Below are 14,729 nucleotides of genomic sequence, written 5' to 3'. Positions count from 1 at the left end.
CCTCTCATTCCCGAAAGAACTCACCATGTCGACCGCACTGCACCATATCCCCAACCGCACCAAGAAGCTGCCACCGCTGCGCGTGGGCATAGGCGGGCCCGTGGGCTCGGGCAAGACCACGATTCTGGAGATGCTCTGCAAGGCCATGCGCGGCAAATGGGACCTGGTCGCCATCACCAACGACATCTACACCAAGGAGGACCAGCGCCTGCTGACCATCAGCGGCGCGCTGCCCGCCGAGCGCATCATGGGTGTGGAAACCGGCGGCTGCCCGCACACGGCGATTCGCGAAGACGCCTCCATCAACCTGGAGGCCATTGACCGCATGCTCAAGGACTTTCCCGATGCCGACATCGTCTTCATCGAATCGGGCGGCGACAACCTGGCTGCCACCTTCAGTCCCGAGCTGTCGGATCTGACCATCTACGTGATCGACGTGGCGGCAGGCGAGAAGATTCCGCGCAAGGGAGGCCCCGGCATCACCAAGAGCGATCTCTTCGTCATCAACAAGACCGACCTGGCCCCCCATGTGGGCGCCAATCTGGACATCATGCGCAGCGACACCATCAAGCAGCGCACCACGCCCAAGGGGCTCAAGCCTTTTGTGATGACCAACCTCAAGACACTGGAAGGTCTGGACGAGGTAGTGGCCTTCATCGAGAAGCAAGGCCTGCTGACAGCCTGATCACCTCTTTCGGGACGAAAAAAAGCCGCCTTGAGCGGCGGCTGTTTCTCGAACCAGTGCGTGATTACTGGTTGGCCAGATCCAGATGGAACTCGCGAGCTTCTTGGATGAATTCGATCAGGGAGTTGATAGCTTGGCGCATGATGAGCTTTCTATGAAATCAAGAGATGCACTTCAAGCGATGGACAGCACGCATCTCATGTACTGTCATTCGCGGGTTTCACCTTAAGGGTTAACCCTTGGCGCTAAGTATAAACCACTAGCTCCATTTTTGCAAAGCCCATCCTGCGCAAAGAACGTCAGGCTCGTCAGTGCACTGCCCTGAAGTGCTCGCTCACGCAGTTGCAAGGCCTGTGCAGATCAATGTTTGCGAGATTCCTGCATCAAAATTGCCGCAGAATGCTGTACTTTTCACCAGTACGTCACCGAATTTGCCCTCCGACTGCTACGCTATGGCCTGTTGACAATATTTGTGGCGGGATCACAACTCCCGCAGGTGGAAAGTGGAAATGGCGCGAGATTGTGGTTTGAAGCAGATGGACGGGCTCTCGTCCCATCGAGTGAATGCCGACATCCAGCCCGGCCGATATGCAGCGCCCGCCTTCCGCGGCAAGGGAGTGCGCGCATGAGCTCCACACTGGCCGGCCCCGGCACGACCGACTCCTGGCATATCACCACCATGAACCCCGCAGAAGCCCCCTGGCATCTGCTGCTGCTGGCCGACCCCTCACGCGAGCGCGTCAAGCGCTATCTGCCCGGCTCCACCTGCTTCGCAGCGCGTCAGACGGAACAGTTCACGCCCAGCGGCCTCGGCGCCCTGATTGGCGTATGCGTGCTGATCCCCGAGGGCGACGGCCTTCACCGGTGGGAGCTGATGAACGTGGCCGTGTCCACGGCCTGGCAGAGCAAGGGCATAGGTTCTGCCCTGCTGCAGCGCGCCATCCGCGAGATGCGCGAACGCGGCGTGCAACAACTGGAAGTGGGAACTGGCAGCTTTGGCGACCAGTTGCTGTTCTATCAACGCCTGGGGTTTCGCGTCACCGATATCGAGCGCGACTTCTTTTTGCAGAACTACACCACCCCGCTGTGGGAGCGCGGCGTACAGCACAAGGACATGCTCAAGCTGACGCTGGAGCTTTGAAGACAGGGGCGGCCCCGCCCAATGTCCAAAAGAACTACCCTTTGAAAAGCACAAGAGGCGCCTTGGCACCTCTTGTTCATCTCGCTTCGTTTGCCCGGCGTCAGGCCGCCTTGAGGCGACGCGCACGCACGGCGGCTGCCAGTTGCTCCAGCACCGGAGTGGTCTGCTCCATGCTGATGCAGGCATCGGTGAGCGAGACCCCGTACTGCAGCTCCTGCCCTTCGACAATGTCCTGACGGCCTTCGCGAATATGGCTTTCGATCATCACGCCGGTGATGCGTGTGTCGCCCCCGGCAATCTGCTGGGCCACATCCGCTGATACATCGATCTGTCGGCGATGTTGCTTGCTGCTGTTGGCATGCGAGAAGTCGATCATCACCTGTGGATGCAGGCCCGCTTTTTCCAGCACTTCGCATGCTGCCTGAACATGGGCCGCGTCGTAGTTGGGAGCCTTGCCGCCGCGCAAGATGATGTGGCAGTCCTGATTGCCGCGTGTCTCGAAGATCGCACTCTGGCCCATCTTGGTCATGCCCATGAAAGCATGAGAGGACTGGGCGGCCAAAATGGCATCGCTGGCCACCTTCACGCCGCCGTCGGTGCCGTTCTTGAAGCCCACGGGGCAGCTCAGACCGCTGGCCAGCTGGCGATGGCTCTGGCTCTCCGTGGTGCGCGCGCCAATCGCGCCCCAGCTGACCAGGTCGCTGATGAACTGCGGCGACAGCAGGTCCAGGAATTCGGTGCCGGCCGGCAGGCCCAGCGCCAGCACATCGAGCAGCAGGCGGCGCGCCAGCTCCAGCCCTTCGTTGACGGCAAAGCTGCCGTCGCGGTACGGGTCATTGATATAGCCCTTCCAGCCCACGGTGGTGCGCGGCTTCTCGAAGTAGACCCGCATCACGATCAGCAGATCGTCCTTGAGCGCATCGGCCTGGACCTTGAGCTGGCGCGCGTAATCCATGGCCTGGTCGTGGTCGTGAATGGAGCAAGGCCCGACCACCACCACCAGCCGGTCATCCTGGCCATGCAGCACGCGCGAGATGGCGGCACGGCTGGATTCGACCAGTTGCTGCGCCTCTTCAGTCACGGGCAGCCACTCTTCCAGCAGTGCCGGGGTCAACAGCGGGCGCACGATCTTGATGCGTGTGTCGTCAATGCGGGTCTTGTCCAGCGTGGTCAGTTTGGGCTGGGCCTTGCGGGCCGAAGCTGCGCTGGGATGCAGGGGCGTCGTGGAGGATGTCATCCCGTTATTGTCGCGCCATGCGCTTTAACCCGCGCGCTCGCCCCCTTCGGCGGCTGCGGTAAGCGGCCTGCAGCGGCCAGCCAGGCAAGGCTGGACGGCGCCCCGCCCCGGTAGACTGGCGGCCCCTAGAAGACCGGACGCCAACGCCCATGGAACTGCTGTTCACCATCACCCCGGCCCACACCGACTGCCGGCTGCAGGCCGCGCTGCAACGCGAGATGCAGCAGCACGCGCAACAACAGGCCGCCCTTCAGGCCCGGATATTGGGCTGGCAGGAGCGCTGGCTCGCCCCGCTGGTGCTCTGCCTGGGCCTGGGCGGCGGCCTGCTGGCCATCGCTCGGCCGGGCCAGCCGCTGAGCCCCGAAAAAATCATCGCCATGCTGGTCTCGACCGTGCTGTGCATCCTGCTGTGGAAGCGCTACTCGGCGCGCCTGCTCGGCGCGTTGCGTCAGCACCAAGCCATGCGCCAGGCACCGCTGCAGGGCCTGCTCCGGAAGCTGGTGCGCGCAGGCCTGCGGGCCCGCCTGCGGCGCATGGAGGGCGGCTACCGCCTGCAGCTGGACGATCAGGGCTTCACGCTGATCCACGACCGGGGTGCGCGAGAGCGGCTCGAATGGGCGCAGATCGCGCGCCTGCAGGCCACGCCCGACTTCTACAAGGTGGCCAGCGCCCGGCTCGCGGCCGAGGGCAAGGCCTACCATATCCCCCGCCACAGCGATGCCATGGACCCGGCCGCCTACCGGCAGGGATTGGCACTGTGGCTGAGCAAATGCCCGATGGAGCCGGAGACCCCAGCCGCCCTGGAGCGCTGATTCAGCCGTACGGGCGGTGCTTTATTCCCCGGCCGAAAGCTTCATCAGCACCAGGCCGCTGACGATCAGGACCGCCGCTCCCACGCGCATGGCGCTGAGCTGCTCGCCCAGCACCGTGACGCCCACCAGGAATGCACCCACAGCACCGATACCGGTCCAGATCGTATATGCCGTGCCCAGGGGCAGCGAGCGCATGGCCACCGACAGCAGGCCAAAGCTGGCGATCATCGCCACGATGGTGATGGCGCTGTATTTGAGGTTGGTGAAACCATGGGACTGCTTCATGGTGAAGGCCCAGACCACTTCCAGAACGCCAGCCACCAGCAGATAAACCCAAGCCATAGAAAACCTCTTTGAAGATTGAATGGCCAGGCCGTCCCGGCAGGAATTCAGGCCATGCATGGCATCGCCCGGCAAGGTCGTCCCTGCGGCATGAATCCTAATCCGCACGGGCAAATCCGGGCCAGCCATGGGTGGTTCGGCCGCCACAATCATGGGCCGATTTCTCGTCCGATTCGACGATGTCGCAACGCCGGTAACGCCGCACAGTGACTCGTCCATCCAACGAGAAAATCTGAACAATGAACCGACTGCAAGACCGCGTAGCCCTGATCACGGGCGCAGGTGCCGGCATTGGCAAAGGCGTGGCACGCCGCTTTGCGGCAGAAGGGGCCAGCCTGTGGCTGGCCGATATCAATGCCGAAACCTGTGCCAGGGCCGCCGCAGAAATCCGCGCCGAATTTGGCGTTCAGGTTGCTCATGCCGTGGCCGACGTGAGCGAGCACGCCGCCGTGCAGAACATGGTCGATGCCGCCCTGGCGCGGTTCGGCCACATCGACATCCTCGTCAACAATGCCTGGGGCCGCCGCCCCGCCAGCGCGCCCGGCTTTGCCAGGGTCGAAACGCTCAACGACCTCGATTCCGACTGGGCCTGGCGCATAGGTGCGCAATCGGCGCTCTGGGCCATGCAGGCAGTGTTCCCCGGCATGCGGGAGCGGCGCTGGGGCCGGGTCATCAATATGTGCTCGCTCAACGGCGTCAACGCCCACCCTTATTCGGTGGACTACAACATGGCCAAGGAAGCGCTGCGCACGCTCACCCGCTCTGCCGCACGCGAATGGGCGGCCTTTGGCATCTGCTGCAACGCCCTGTGCCCCGGTGCGGCCACCGAGGCCTATCAAAAATTTGCGGTGAGCCAGCCCGATAACGCCGCCGACATGCTGCGCCTGAACCCCATGGGCCATATGGGCGATCCCGAGCGGGACATTGGCGGCGCGGCCCTATTCCTGGCCAGCGAAGACTGTCGCTATGTCACGGGCAACACGCTGTTTGTCGATGGCGGCAGTCATATCAACGGCGTGCCCTGGTTGCCCAGAGCGAAGTGATGCATGGGGCCATGGCACACTCGACGCCTTGAGCTGCCCATGCCCCTCGCCACCATGCTTTGCGGATTGAATCACCTCACGCTTGCCGTAACGGACCTGCAGCGCAGCATGGACTTCTACGTGCGCGTGCTGGGCTTTCTTCCACGCGCGCAGTGGGATAGGGGAGCCTATCTGGGACTTGGCGATCTGTGGCTGTGCCTGTCCTCAGACGAACAGCGAAGTCAGGCCAGCACCTCTGACTACACCCACTACGCATTCACGATTGCCCAGCGGGACTTCGCGCACTTTGTGGAGCATGCCAGGTCATGCGGTGTCCGGCAGTGGAAGAGCAACCACAGCGAAGGCGATTCCTTCTACTTTCTGGACCCGGATGGCCACCAGCTCGAAGCCCATGTGGGTTCGCTGGAAAGCCGCCTGGCGCAATGCCGCTTGCGGCCTTACGCAGGCATGCAGTTTTTCGACTGAATCGGCGGCCAGGCAACGACGGCAAGAAAAGGTGCAAGAGCCTGCTAGATACAGCCGCGCTCCAAGAAGCGCCGCCAGTCGACGCTGGGGAGCACGCCTGGCTGCGCCACGCTAGGCGGCCAGCCGCTCCTCTTCTTCCATCACCACCACATTGCCAACCGTCGCGCCATAGTGCGTTGCCACGCGCTTGCGCTGCTTGAGCACGGCCCTGTCCTTGCTGACCAGCAAGGCCTTGTGCTGGCTGGCCAGATCGAGGAAATGCTGGTCGTCGGGATCGGTGCAGGTAAAGCGGATCTTGGGGGCAGCGGACACATATTCGACGGCTGCGTCAAAAGCGGCCATCACGCCTTCGGGCGTCTTGCCGTAGTAGCTGACGCGCGGCGCAATCTGGCTGTAGTGCAGCACGCGCCCCAACTCGATGCGCTGGGCTTCGTCGGCAATCCAGCGTACCTCGCCACGGGCGACCAGATCGCGGATGGCGGGGATATCCGGGTCGTCAAAGATCAGCATGTCCAGCACCACATTGGTATCCAGAATCATGGGGCGCGGCAAAGGGCCGTCGTAGCCGGCGTTGCAGGCCGGCCAGCGCAGGGGGGCGATCTTCATTCAGGCCGGCCTTCCGGCTTGCCGCTCTGCTCAGCATCGTCCGCAGGCTTGCGTGGCTTGACCACACCCTTGATCATGTCGAAGCAGAACAGACGGCACTCGATGGGCCCGTTCCACATGGGCGTGCGGCGCGACTCCTTGAGGCGCATCTTGCTGGGCAGCTTGAGGTCGGGCGTCAGCATCCAGGCGCTCCAGCCGCTGTAGTTCTTTTTCCAATGGCTGGCCAGCTGACTGAAGAATTCGCCGCCGTCCTCGGTCTGCGCGGTTTCACGGCCTGCGCGTTCGACCTGGCCCATGCGCTCGGCCGCATTGCGGCCCGCGCTGCCGGCGGCCGCGATACGCTCGCCATAGGGCGGGTTCAGCAGCATCATGCCCGGCTGCTCGCTGGGCGGCATGCGCTGCAAGGCATCACCGCCGCGCAGGCTGACCGTGTCGGACACACCCGCACGCTCGGCATTGCGCTGGGCAAAGTCCACCATGCGGAAGGCGATGTCCGAGCCGTAAATGCCCACCGGCGATTCAGGCAGGATCTGGCTCTCGGCCTCATCCAGCATGGCTTCCCATACATGGCGCTGAAAAGGCACGAGCTTCTCGAACGCAAAGCGACGCAGAATGCCGGCCGGAATCTTGCGCGCGATCTGCGCGGCCTCGATCACCAGGGTACCGCTGCCGCAGCAGGGGTCGTACAGCGGCTGGGGGTTGTCGCCATGCGGGTTCCAGCCCGAGGCAGCAATCATGGCCGCGGCCAGGGTTTCCTTGAGCGGGGCATCGCCCTTGTCCTCGCGCCAGCCGCGCTTGAACAGCGCCTCGCCCGAGGTGTCGATATAGAGGGTGGCGCCGTCGGTCGTCAGGTGCAGGTGCACGCGCACATCGGGGTGATGGGTCTCAACGCTGGGGCGCACGCCGTTGCGCTTGGCGCGAAAACGGTCGGCAATCGCGTCCTTGACCTTGAGCGCCGCAAAGTTCAGGCTGGTCAGCGGGCTGTGCTGGGCCGTCACTTCGATCTTGAAGGTTTCCTTGGGGCTAAACCAGATCTCCCAGGCCACCTCGCTGGCGGCCCGGTACAGATCGTTCTCGCTGCGGTACATGGTGTGCGACAGCTCGATCAGCACGCGCTGAGCCAGGCGGCTGTGCAGATTGAGCAGCATGGCATCGCGCCACATGCCGCGCAGCATGACGCCGCCCCGGCCCACGAGCAGATCCTGCCCGCTGGCGCCGGTGATGGCGTGGACCTCGTCGGCCAGAAAGCCCTCGACGCCGGCGGCGCAGGGCAGAAACAAATGCAGTTGGTTCATAGAAATCAGTGCGCGCCAGCAGTGGCGCAGGCGCCGGACGCTCACGGGAGCCTGTTGTGCGCTTTACAGGGCATAAGCATACGCGCTAGGCCTTTTCCGGTGCCCGCGCACGACAAGCGTTGCTCTACAGATACACGCAGGGCCCGAGGCATGATGCCAGGCCAAGGAGCGATGAGGACATGGAAGAAATCAGCTGGAACGACTTTATGAAGGTGGAACTGCGCGTGGGCCGCGTGCTGCAGGCCGAGGTCTTTGCCGAGGCCCGCAAACCCGCCTACAAGCTGCTGGTGGACCTGGGTCCCGAGCTGGGCCAGCGCAAGTCCAGCGCGCAGATCACCGCCCACTACCAGCCCGAGGAGCTGATAGGACGGCTGGTGGTGGCCGTGGTCAACTTTCCGAAGAAGCAGATTGGGCCTTTGATGAGCGAATGTCTTGTGACCGGCTTTCACGACGCCACGGGAGCCGTGGCCCTGTGCGTGCCCGACAAGGAGGTGCCGCTGGGCACGCGTCTGCTGTGATCGGCATATTCAGAGGCAAAATGGCAGCCGGCCATTCTCCCGCCTACGGATACTGCTATGAATATCAGCTTCAACCCGCTGGTGCGCGTGCGCACCGTCACCGCCTTTGTCAACCTGAGCGCTGATGAGGCGCAGTGGCAGGCGGGCCTGACACAGGCCAAGCAGCAATGCGATGCCGTGGCCGATGCCATCGAGGCCCGGGGCTATCAGGTGCAGTCCATCCGCATCGTGAGCAACCCGTTTGGCGAATATCTGGACGTCCGCGGCATAGACGGCGCCCTCGCCGGCCTGCAGCGCATTGCCGAAACGCTCAAGGCCATCAACACCGGCAAACGCCGCATCCGCTTTGCCGTGGGCGAAGCGCGCAATGCGCAGGAAGTGGCCCTGCTGCCGCAGCTGATTGCCGCCTATGGCGACCTGTGCAACGCCTGCGTGAATATCGATCTGGATGAACATGGCTTTGTGCAGACCGGCTTGCTGGCCCAAAGCGTGCAGGCAATTCAGCAAATCGCGCGCACCACGCCGCGCGGCGAAGGCAATTTCAACTTCACGGTCAACTTCAACTGCGCGCCCGGTATTCCCTATTTCCCGGCCAGCTACCACCGCGGCCAGCACCACGGCGCCCTGGTGCTGGGTCTGGAAACGCCAGACCTCATGGTGGCTGAACTGCAGCAGCTGCAGCAGCAGCGCCTGCAGCTCGATCACGCGGCGTGGTTCAGGCTCGCATTCGAGCGCCTGAGCCAGACCCTGAACGAGCATGCCACCACCATCCAGCGCTGCGCCGACGGTGTGACGCTGGCCGAGGGCTGGCATATCGCGGGCATGGACACCTCGGCTGCGCCTTCGAAATCCTGCGCCTCCATGGTCGATGTCTACCAACTGCTGGGCGTACCCCATTTCGGCGCCAGCGGCACGGTGGAGGCCTCGGCCCTGCTGACGCGAGTCTTCAAATCGGTCAGCGGCGTCACGCAAATCGGCTTCAGCGGCCTGATGCTGGCAGTCACCGAGGACGAGGGCCTGGCCCAGGCCAGCCTCGATGAGGAGTTCGATATCCGTGCCCTGCTGACCTACAGCAGCGTCTGCGGCATCGGCCTCGATACCGTGCCCGTGCCGGGCGACAGCAGCGCCGAGCAGATCGCCGCCGTCATGCGCGATACGGGCACCATGGCTTTTCGCCTCAACAAGCCGCTGACGGTACGCCTGTTCCCCGTGCCGGGGCTCAAAGCAGGCGACACCACGGCCTTCGAGAGCGCGGATCTGTGCAACTGCGCCGTACTGGCTCTGCCTTGAGCACCTGACAAGCGGGCAGCTGCGCTTGACCATCAAGCGCCTGCAGCTATTGCTTTTGATATTCCCCTACCCCGGTTCTGTTTGACCTGCCCCCATGGTGACCGCCGGGGTGCCCCCGGTAAAATTGGCCCTTATGGCAAAAATTATCGTTCTGGCACTGGTGCTGCTTTTCTTTGGCTGCGGGCTGTACATGCATCTGCGCGGCAAGGTGCGCCACAAGGTGCTGCGCCAGCTGTTTGACCACTCCACATTCACGGCGCCGTTCAACGTCTTCATGCTGATGTTCAGCAAGGTGCCGCGCACGCCCTATCTGCCCACCAGCACCTTTCCCGAACTGGCACCGCTGCAGGCCAACTGGCGTGAAATCCGCGAGGAAGCCGTCAATCTGCAAAAGAACATGCAGATCAAGGCCGCCGCCAACAACGACGACGCAGGCTTCAACTCCTTCTTCAAGACCGGCTGGAAGCGCTTCTACCTCAAGTGGTACGGCGACGCCCACCCTTCGGCCATGGAGCTGTGCCCCAAGACCACGGCCCTGGTGAAGTCGATTCCCAGCGTCAAGGCCGCCATGTTTGCCGAGCTGCCGCCCGGCGCCAAGCTCAATCTGCACCGCGACCCCTATGCAGGCTCGCTGCGCTATCACCTGGCCGTGCTGGCCCCCAACGACGACCGCTGCATGATCGAGGTCGACGGCCAGCCCTATAGCTGGCGTGAAGGCGAAGGCGTGATCTTCGACGAGACCTTTATGCACTGGGCCGAGAACCGCAGCGAGGGCAACCGCATCGTGCTGTTCTGCGACGTGGAACGCCCCATGACCAATGGCTTTGCCCAGTGGCTCAATCACTGGCTGGGCAAGAACGTGGTGGCCGCCGCCAGCTCGCCCAACAACGAGGGCGATCCGCGCGGCATGATCAGCAAGCTGTTCAAGATTTCCTTCTATGCCGGCAAATACCGCCGCGCCTTCCGCGACTGGAATCCGACCTTCTACAAGGTCCTCAAGTTCGGGCTGATGATTGGCGTGCTGGTCTGGTTTATCTGGTGGTTGGTTTCTTGATAACCCCCTGAGGCGCTTTGCGCCTTCCCCCTTTCTCTTCGGAAGGGGGACGACATCTTCGCTGCAGGGCGGCCTTTGCTTGCTGTCCCTCACTTGGGTCTTGCTTCATCAAGACATATGGCTCTAAACAAAAAGCCGCTGAATACATCAGCGGCTTTTTTGTGGCTGAGGCGCCCTACAGCGCCTTGCGCAGCGTGGTCGTCGGTATCTTGAGCTGCTCGCGGTATTTGGCGACGGTGCGGCGCGCGCACTCGATACCCTGCTCCTTGAGCATGTCGGCTAGTTTTGCATCCGATAGCGGCTTTTTGGCATCTTCGGCATCGACAAACTGCTTGATCAGCGCACGCACGGCCGTGCTGGAGGCACTGCCGCCGGTTTCCGTACCCAGGCCCGAGCCGAAGAAATACTTGAGCTCGAAGGTGCCTTGGGGCGTGGCCATGTACTTGGCCGTGGTCACGCGGCTGATGGTGGACTCGTGCAGGCCCAGCGTGTCGGCGATATCGCGCAGCACCAGCGGCCGCATGGCCAGCTCGCCATGCACAAAGAAGTTCTTCTGCCGCTCCACGATGGCTTCGGAAACACGCAAGATGGTGTCGAAGCGCTGCTGGATGTTCTTGATGAACCAGCGCGCCTCCTGCAGCTGCTGCTGCAGCGCCGCATGACCGTCGCTGTTCTTGTGGCGACGCAGCACGCTGGCATAGATGTCGTGCACGCGCAGACGCGGCATGACATCGGGGTTGAGCTGCACGGAAAAGTCCGCCCGGCCCGAGCCTGCCCGCACCGGACGCACGATGACATCGGGTATCACGATATGGCGTTCCACGTCGACAAAGCGGCGCCCCGGACGCGGCTCCAGCCTGGCGATCAGGGCCATGGCTTCGCGCAGTTGCTCCTCGCGTGCGCCACACAGGCTGGTGAGCTTGCGCAGATCGCGCCGCGCCAGCAGGTCCATGGGCTGCGCGCAGATGGATTGCGCCAGCAGCAACCGGTTCATATGCGCCTCGGTCGTGCCCTCGTCCTCGGCGTTGCGGATCAGGTCGCGCAGCTGCAGCTGCAGGCACTCGGCCAGATCACGCGCCCCCACGCCCACGGGCTCCAGGCTTTGCAGCAGCTTCAGAGCAATGACAAAGTGCTGCTCCAGCTCCTCGCGCTCTTCCAGGTCGTCGCCGGCCAGGCTCTGCGCCAGCTCCTCCAGGGAATCCTCGAGATAGCCGTCCTCGCTGAGCGACTCGATGAGAAAGCGCAGTGCCGCCATGTCCGCCGCGCCCAGATGCAGGCTCAGCGCCTGACGATGGAGAAAGTCGGTCAGGCTCTGGTGCTCGCACGCCAGATCGATGGCATCGGTTTCGTCATCGCCATCGCGGTTGCGCGTGGAGCTGCTGGCCGAGGGCGCATCCCACTCGCTGCTCGATTCACCGCCCCACTCCCCGTCCTGGCCGTCCATGCCGTCGGCCTCCCAGTTCAGCGTTTCAGGGGTTTCGGGGGTTGACGCCTCCGCTACCGTTTCAGTAGCTGGTTGCGCTTGCAATGACTCCTTTTCAGCATGAATACTATCTGAAGTGCTGTATTCACCGGCGCTAGCAGCTACATCTACAGGAGCATCTCCTGCGGTTTCGGCCTCATCGCCCGCACGCTCCAGAAAAGGGTTGTCGACCAGCATCTGCTCGACTTCCTGCGCCAGCTCCAGAGTGGAGAGCTGCAGCAGCTGAATGGATTGCTGCAGCTGCGGCGTAAGCGACAAATGCTGCGAAACGCGTAGCGAGAGACCTGGCTTCATCGAGACGCGGCTCCCAGACAATCATTGCCAACGCGCGCAGTGCCATGGGTTTGCCGCCGGGCCGCCCCAAGGCAAACCTCGGCGCAGCCGGTCAGGGTCCCTTCCGGGGGCAGCGACCACACAAAGTGGGGGAGCGTAGGGGTCATCACATTCTGAAATGTTCGCCCAGATAGACGCGGCGCACATCGGCGTTCTCCACGATCTCCTCGGGCGTGCCTTCGGCCAGCACATGGCCGTCGCTGATGATGAAGGCGTGGTCACAGATGCCCAGCGTCTCGCGCACATTGTGGTCGGTAATCAGCACGCCGATGCCGCGCTCCTTGAGGAAGCCGATGATGCGCTGGATCTCGATCACCGCAATCGGGTCGATGCCGGCAAACGGCTCGTCAAGCAGAATGAAGCGCGGTTGCGTGGCCAGGGCTCGGGCAATTTCCACGCGACGGCGCTCACCGCCGGACAGGGCCAGCGCGGGCGACTGGCGCAGATGCTCGACGCGCAGCTCCTGCAGCAGGCCGGTGAGGCGCTTTTCGATCTCGCCCTGCGTCAGCGCCTTGCCCTGCTCGTCCTTTTGCAGCTCCAGCACGGCGCGCACATTGTCTTCCACGCTGAGCTTGCGAAAGATGGAGGCTTCCTGGGGCAGATAGGACAGGCCCAGGCGCGAACGCTGGTGAATCGGCATGCCGCCCACCGGCTGACCGTCGATGAAGATCTCGCCGCCGTCGCTGCGCACCAGGCCCACGATCATGTAGAACGATGTGGTCTTGCCCGCACCGTTGGGGCCGAGCAAACCGACCACCTCGCCTTTTTGCACGGACAGGGACACATCCTTGACCACCTTGCGGCTGCCGTAGGACTTGGCCAGATGCTTGGCCTCCAGGCGGCTGTCGGACTCGCCGCTGCGGCTGCTGGAGAAAGTCGGCTCGCTCATTTCTTCTCGTCAGCTTTCTCGCCGCCCAGCGTCATGCTCTGGCGCAGCTGCGTGGCAGGTGTTGCAGGCTTGGGCTGGGCTCCCGGCGTTCCGTCCTTGGGCGCCATGATGGCGCGCACACGACCGCCCTGCCCCACGGAAGAGCTGGGCAGGCCACCGCTGGTCTTCTGACCATCGACCGTGTAGACGTCTGTGATGTTGTTGTAGATGATGATGGAGCCCGTGACCTGATCACTGAGCTGACCGCCACGGTAGCGGCGCATCTCGCCACGACGGATGAACTTGACGATATCGGCCTTGCCGTCGTACTCGATGACTTCGCCTTCGCCCTCGATGAACTCCTCGGGCTGACCGGCCACCGTATCGCGCTTCTGACGGAAGAAGGCTCGCTTGCCAGCCTCGGCCTTGACCACGCCGTACTGATAGCCCTCGGCGTCCTGCCGCACATCGAGCTGAGCACCGCGCAGCACGATGGTGCCCTTGGTCATCACCACATTGCCGGTGAAGACACTGGTCTGCTGCAGCTCGTCGTGGCGCAGCGCATCCGCCTCGATATTCATGGGCTTGGCGCTGTCGGCTTTTTCGGCATAAGCAATGCCGGTCGCTGCTGCCAGGGCGCAGGCCAGCGCAAGAGGTAGGAGTGTTTTTTTCATGGAAGGCACGTTTCTTGCATCCATTGTAGTCATTCCCTTTTTGCAACTTGCGTAAAAAACACCCATAAAAAAGCCCGCACGGCGGCGGGCTCGTTGGGCGTCAAACGTCACTGGCGTCTGCCGCCTGATCTCAGGCCTTGCGACTGGAGGCGACCAGCGCATTGACCACGCGCAGCACATTCTCCATATTGCCGGCCTTGGTGCCGTCCGTGTAGTAGCGGCCGGCCACGCCCATGGCGGGCACGCCTTCGACGTCATATTCGTTTTGCAGCTGAGCGGCCTTGCGCGCCTGATTGGCCACGGTGAAGGAGTTGTAGACCTCCTTGAACTTGGCCAGATCCACGCCCTGCTTGCCGACCCAGTCAAAGATGGCGTCATCGTTCTTGAGCAGGTTGCGATCCACGTGAATGGTACGGAACACCTTGACGTGCAGCTGGGGCAGCAGGTTCATGCCCTCCAGGGCGTAGTACAGCTTTTGCTGGGGCACGAAAGAGGCATTGAAAGCCACGGGCACGCGGCGCACCACCACATCGGCAGGCTGGCCCTTTGCCCAGGCTTCGAACTGGGGCTCGAATGCATTGCAATGCGGGCAGCTGTACCAGAAGAACTCGACCACCTCGACCTTGCCGGCCGGCGCGCTCACGCTGGCGGGCTTGCCGAGCTTGATGTAGTCCTTGCCTTCCTTGGGCGCAGCGCCCTGGGCCCAGCTGGAGGAGGCACCCAGACTCAGGGCACCGGCAGCAGCTGCCGAGGCAGCCAGAGAGAATTCGCGACGTTTCATCTAAACAAACTCCTGTATCAGGTCTGCAGTATCAGAGCCAACAGGCCCAAAAAAGTTCAGCTTTGTCAAAACTACCAATGGCACCAGCCTGAAATCTCAAGC

Annotated in this window: 16 protein-coding genes; 8 read left to right on the top strand and 8 right to left on the bottom strand. The window is 63.1% G+C overall.

What is annotated here, in order from left to right; all coding sequences use genetic code 11:
- Positions 1 to 25: 25 nt before the first annotated feature.
- Entirely contained in the window at positions 26 to 685 is a 660-nt protein-coding gene (ureG, locus tag QYQ99_RS13845) for an urease accessory protein UreG (RefSeq protein ID WP_302088705.1), read from the top strand.
- Between the two features lie 625 nt (positions 686 to 1,310).
- Positions 1,311 to 1,826 (top strand): GNAT family N-acetyltransferase, encoded by a 516-nt coding sequence (locus QYQ99_RS13840; RefSeq protein WP_302088704.1) that lies wholly within the window; start codon positions 1,311 to 1,313, stop codon positions 1,824 to 1,826.
- A 100-nt stretch (positions 1,827 to 1,926) separates the two neighbouring features.
- Here the strand turns inward: QYQ99_RS13840 and QYQ99_RS13835 are convergent, their stop codons facing one another.
- Positions 1,927 to 3,063 (bottom strand): 3-deoxy-7-phosphoheptulonate synthase, encoded by a 1,137-nt coding sequence (locus QYQ99_RS13835; protein WP_302088703.1) that lies wholly within the window; start codon positions 3,061 to 3,063, stop codon positions 1,927 to 1,929.
- Positions 3,064 to 3,212: 149 nt separating this feature from the next.
- Between QYQ99_RS13835 and QYQ99_RS13830 the strand changes: the two genes are divergently transcribed.
- Positions 3,213 to 3,875 carry a hypothetical protein gene (locus QYQ99_RS13830; protein ID WP_302088702.1) on the top strand — a complete coding sequence of 221 codons (663 nt, stop codon included), beginning with the start codon at positions 3,213 to 3,215 and terminating at the stop codon, positions 3,873 to 3,875.
- A gap of 21 nt (positions 3,876 to 3,896) precedes the next feature.
- Here QYQ99_RS13830 and QYQ99_RS13825 read toward each other — a convergent pair whose 3' ends face one another.
- On the bottom strand, positions 3,897 to 4,217 hold the full coding sequence (locus QYQ99_RS13825; RefSeq protein WP_003080957.1) for a DMT family transporter: 321 nt from the start codon (positions 4,215 to 4,217) through the stop codon (positions 3,897 to 3,899).
- Between the two features lie 239 nt (positions 4,218 to 4,456).
- On the opposite strand from QYQ99_RS13825, the gene QYQ99_RS13820 reads away from it, so the two are divergent.
- Both QYQ99_RS13820 and fos read left to right on the top strand, forming a co-directional pair.
- Positions 4,457 to 5,260, top strand: coding sequence for an SDR family NAD(P)-dependent oxidoreductase (locus QYQ99_RS13820; protein WP_302088701.1), 804 nt, complete (start codon positions 4,457 to 4,459; stop codon positions 5,258 to 5,260).
- Positions 5,261 to 5,314: 54 nt separating this feature from the next.
- Positions 5,315 to 5,725, top strand: a complete 411-nt coding sequence (gene fos, locus QYQ99_RS13815; RefSeq protein WP_302093176.1) for a fosfomycin resistance glutathione transferase — start codon at positions 5,315 to 5,317, stop codon at positions 5,723 to 5,725.
- Between the two features lie 111 nt (positions 5,726 to 5,836).
- Here the strand turns inward: fos and QYQ99_RS13810 are convergent, their stop codons facing one another.
- Together QYQ99_RS13810 and QYQ99_RS13805 are read right to left on the bottom strand one after the other, a co-directional pair.
- Positions 5,837 to 6,331 carry a PIN domain-containing protein gene (locus tag QYQ99_RS13810; RefSeq protein WP_302088700.1) on the bottom strand — a complete coding sequence of 165 codons (495 nt, stop codon included), beginning with the start codon at positions 6,329 to 6,331 and terminating at the stop codon, positions 5,837 to 5,839.
- Positions 6,328 to 7,626, bottom strand: a complete 1,299-nt coding sequence (locus QYQ99_RS13805; RefSeq protein WP_302088699.1) for a THUMP domain-containing class I SAM-dependent RNA methyltransferase — start codon at positions 7,624 to 7,626, stop codon at positions 6,328 to 6,330. Before QYQ99_RS13805 ends, QYQ99_RS13810 begins: the two co-directional genes overlap by 4 nt.
- A gap of 179 nt (positions 7,627 to 7,805) precedes the next feature.
- On the opposite strand from QYQ99_RS13805, the gene QYQ99_RS13800 reads away from it, so the two are divergent.
- From QYQ99_RS13800 to QYQ99_RS13790, 3 genes are all read left to right on the top strand, one after another.
- The gene (locus QYQ99_RS13800) at positions 7,806 to 8,144 is read left to right on the top strand and encodes a tRNA-binding protein (RefSeq protein ID WP_053283100.1); all 339 of its coding nucleotides are present in this window, start codon (positions 7,806 to 7,808) and stop codon (positions 8,142 to 8,144) included.
- A 57-nt stretch (positions 8,145 to 8,201) separates the two neighbouring features.
- Positions 8,202 to 9,434, top strand: coding sequence for a DUF711 family protein (locus tag QYQ99_RS13795; protein ID WP_302088698.1), 1,233 nt, complete (start codon positions 8,202 to 8,204; stop codon positions 9,432 to 9,434).
- 133 nt (positions 9,435 to 9,567) lie between these two features.
- Complete coding sequence (locus QYQ99_RS13790) at positions 9,568 to 10,488, top strand: aspartyl/asparaginyl beta-hydroxylase domain-containing protein (protein ID WP_302088697.1); 921 nt, start codon at positions 9,568 to 9,570, stop codon at positions 10,486 to 10,488.
- Between the two features lie 175 nt (positions 10,489 to 10,663).
- Here the strand turns inward: QYQ99_RS13790 and QYQ99_RS13785 are convergent, their stop codons facing one another.
- The 4 genes from QYQ99_RS13785 to QYQ99_RS13770 all read right to left on the bottom strand — a co-directional run bounded on the left by QYQ99_RS13785 (position 10,664) and on the right by QYQ99_RS13770 (position 14,627).
- Positions 10,664 to 12,265 carry an RNA polymerase factor sigma-54 gene (locus QYQ99_RS13785; RefSeq protein WP_302088696.1) on the bottom strand — a complete coding sequence of 534 codons (1,602 nt, stop codon included), beginning with the start codon at positions 12,263 to 12,265 and terminating at the stop codon, positions 10,664 to 10,666.
- Between the two features lie 145 nt (positions 12,266 to 12,410).
- Positions 12,411 to 13,193, bottom strand: a complete 783-nt coding sequence (gene lptB, locus QYQ99_RS13780; protein ID WP_003060565.1) for an LPS export ABC transporter ATP-binding protein — start codon at positions 13,191 to 13,193, stop codon at positions 12,411 to 12,413.
- Positions 13,190 to 13,846: a lipopolysaccharide transport periplasmic protein LptA gene (lptA, locus tag QYQ99_RS13775; protein ID WP_302088695.1), complete on the bottom strand. Its 657-nt coding sequence runs from the start codon at positions 13,844 to 13,846 to the stop codon at positions 13,190 to 13,192. Before lptA ends, lptB begins: the two co-directional genes overlap by 4 nt.
- Before the next feature lie 130 nt (positions 13,847 to 13,976).
- Positions 13,977 to 14,627 carry a thiol:disulfide interchange protein DsbA/DsbL gene (locus tag QYQ99_RS13770; protein ID WP_302088694.1) on the bottom strand — a complete coding sequence of 217 codons (651 nt, stop codon included), beginning with the start codon at positions 14,625 to 14,627 and terminating at the stop codon, positions 13,977 to 13,979.
- Between the last annotated feature and the right edge of the window lie 102 nt (positions 14,628 to 14,729).

The sequence above is a fragment of the Comamonas testosteroni genome (genome assembly GCF_030505195.1).
In the GTDB taxonomy this organism is placed as follows: domain Bacteria; phylum Pseudomonadota; class Gammaproteobacteria; order Burkholderiales; family Burkholderiaceae_C; genus Comamonas; species Comamonas testosteroni_G.
The sequence above is the reverse complement of the archived record's forward strand: the minus strand, read 5'-3'. Positions and strand labels throughout refer to the sequence as shown.

Bases quoted from the DNA above. Each gene is read 5' to 3' on its own strand.
- lptB (WP_003060565.1), bottom strand. From the start codon at position 13,193: ATGAGCGAGCCGACTTTCTCCAGCAGCCGCAGCGGCGAGTCCGACAGC.
- QYQ99_RS13810 (WP_302088700.1), bottom strand. From the start codon at position 6,331: ATGAAGATCGCCCCCCTGCGCTGGCCGGCCTGCAACGCCGGCTACGAC.
- fos (WP_302093176.1), top strand. From the start codon at position 5,315: ATGCTTTGCGGATTGAATCACCTCACGCTTGCCGTAACGGACCTGCAG.
- QYQ99_RS13785 (WP_302088696.1), bottom strand. From the start codon at position 12,265: ATGAAGCCAGGTCTCTCGCTACGCGTTTCGCAGCATTTGTCGCTTACG.
- lptA (WP_302088695.1), bottom strand. From the start codon at position 13,846: ATGAAAAAAACACTCCTACCTCTTGCGCTGGCCTGCGCCCTGGCAGCA.
- QYQ99_RS13840 (WP_302088704.1), top strand. From the start codon at position 1,311: ATGAGCTCCACACTGGCCGGCCCCGGCACGACCGACTCCTGGCATATC.
- QYQ99_RS13795 (WP_302088698.1), top strand. From the start codon at position 8,202: ATGAATATCAGCTTCAACCCGCTGGTGCGCGTGCGCACCGTCACCGCC.
- ureG (WP_302088705.1), top strand. From the start codon at position 26: ATGTCGACCGCACTGCACCATATCCCCAACCGCACCAAGAAGCTGCCA.
- QYQ99_RS13790 (WP_302088697.1), top strand. From the start codon at position 9,568: ATGGCAAAAATTATCGTTCTGGCACTGGTGCTGCTTTTCTTTGGCTGC.
- QYQ99_RS13800 (WP_053283100.1), top strand. From the start codon at position 7,806: ATGGAAGAAATCAGCTGGAACGACTTTATGAAGGTGGAACTGCGCGTG.
- QYQ99_RS13770 (WP_302088694.1), bottom strand. From the start codon at position 14,627: ATGAAACGTCGCGAATTCTCTCTGGCTGCCTCGGCAGCTGCTGCCGGT.
- QYQ99_RS13820 (WP_302088701.1), top strand. From the start codon at position 4,457: ATGAACCGACTGCAAGACCGCGTAGCCCTGATCACGGGCGCAGGTGCC.
- QYQ99_RS13830 (WP_302088702.1), top strand. From the start codon at position 3,213: ATGGAACTGCTGTTCACCATCACCCCGGCCCACACCGACTGCCGGCTG.
- QYQ99_RS13825 (WP_003080957.1), bottom strand. From the start codon at position 4,217: ATGGCTTGGGTTTATCTGCTGGTGGCTGGCGTTCTGGAAGTGGTCTGG.
- QYQ99_RS13805 (WP_302088699.1), bottom strand. From the start codon at position 7,626: ATGAACCAACTGCATTTGTTTCTGCCCTGCGCCGCCGGCGTCGAGGGC.
- QYQ99_RS13835 (WP_302088703.1), bottom strand. From the start codon at position 3,063: ATGACATCCTCCACGACGCCCCTGCATCCCAGCGCAGCTTCGGCCCGC.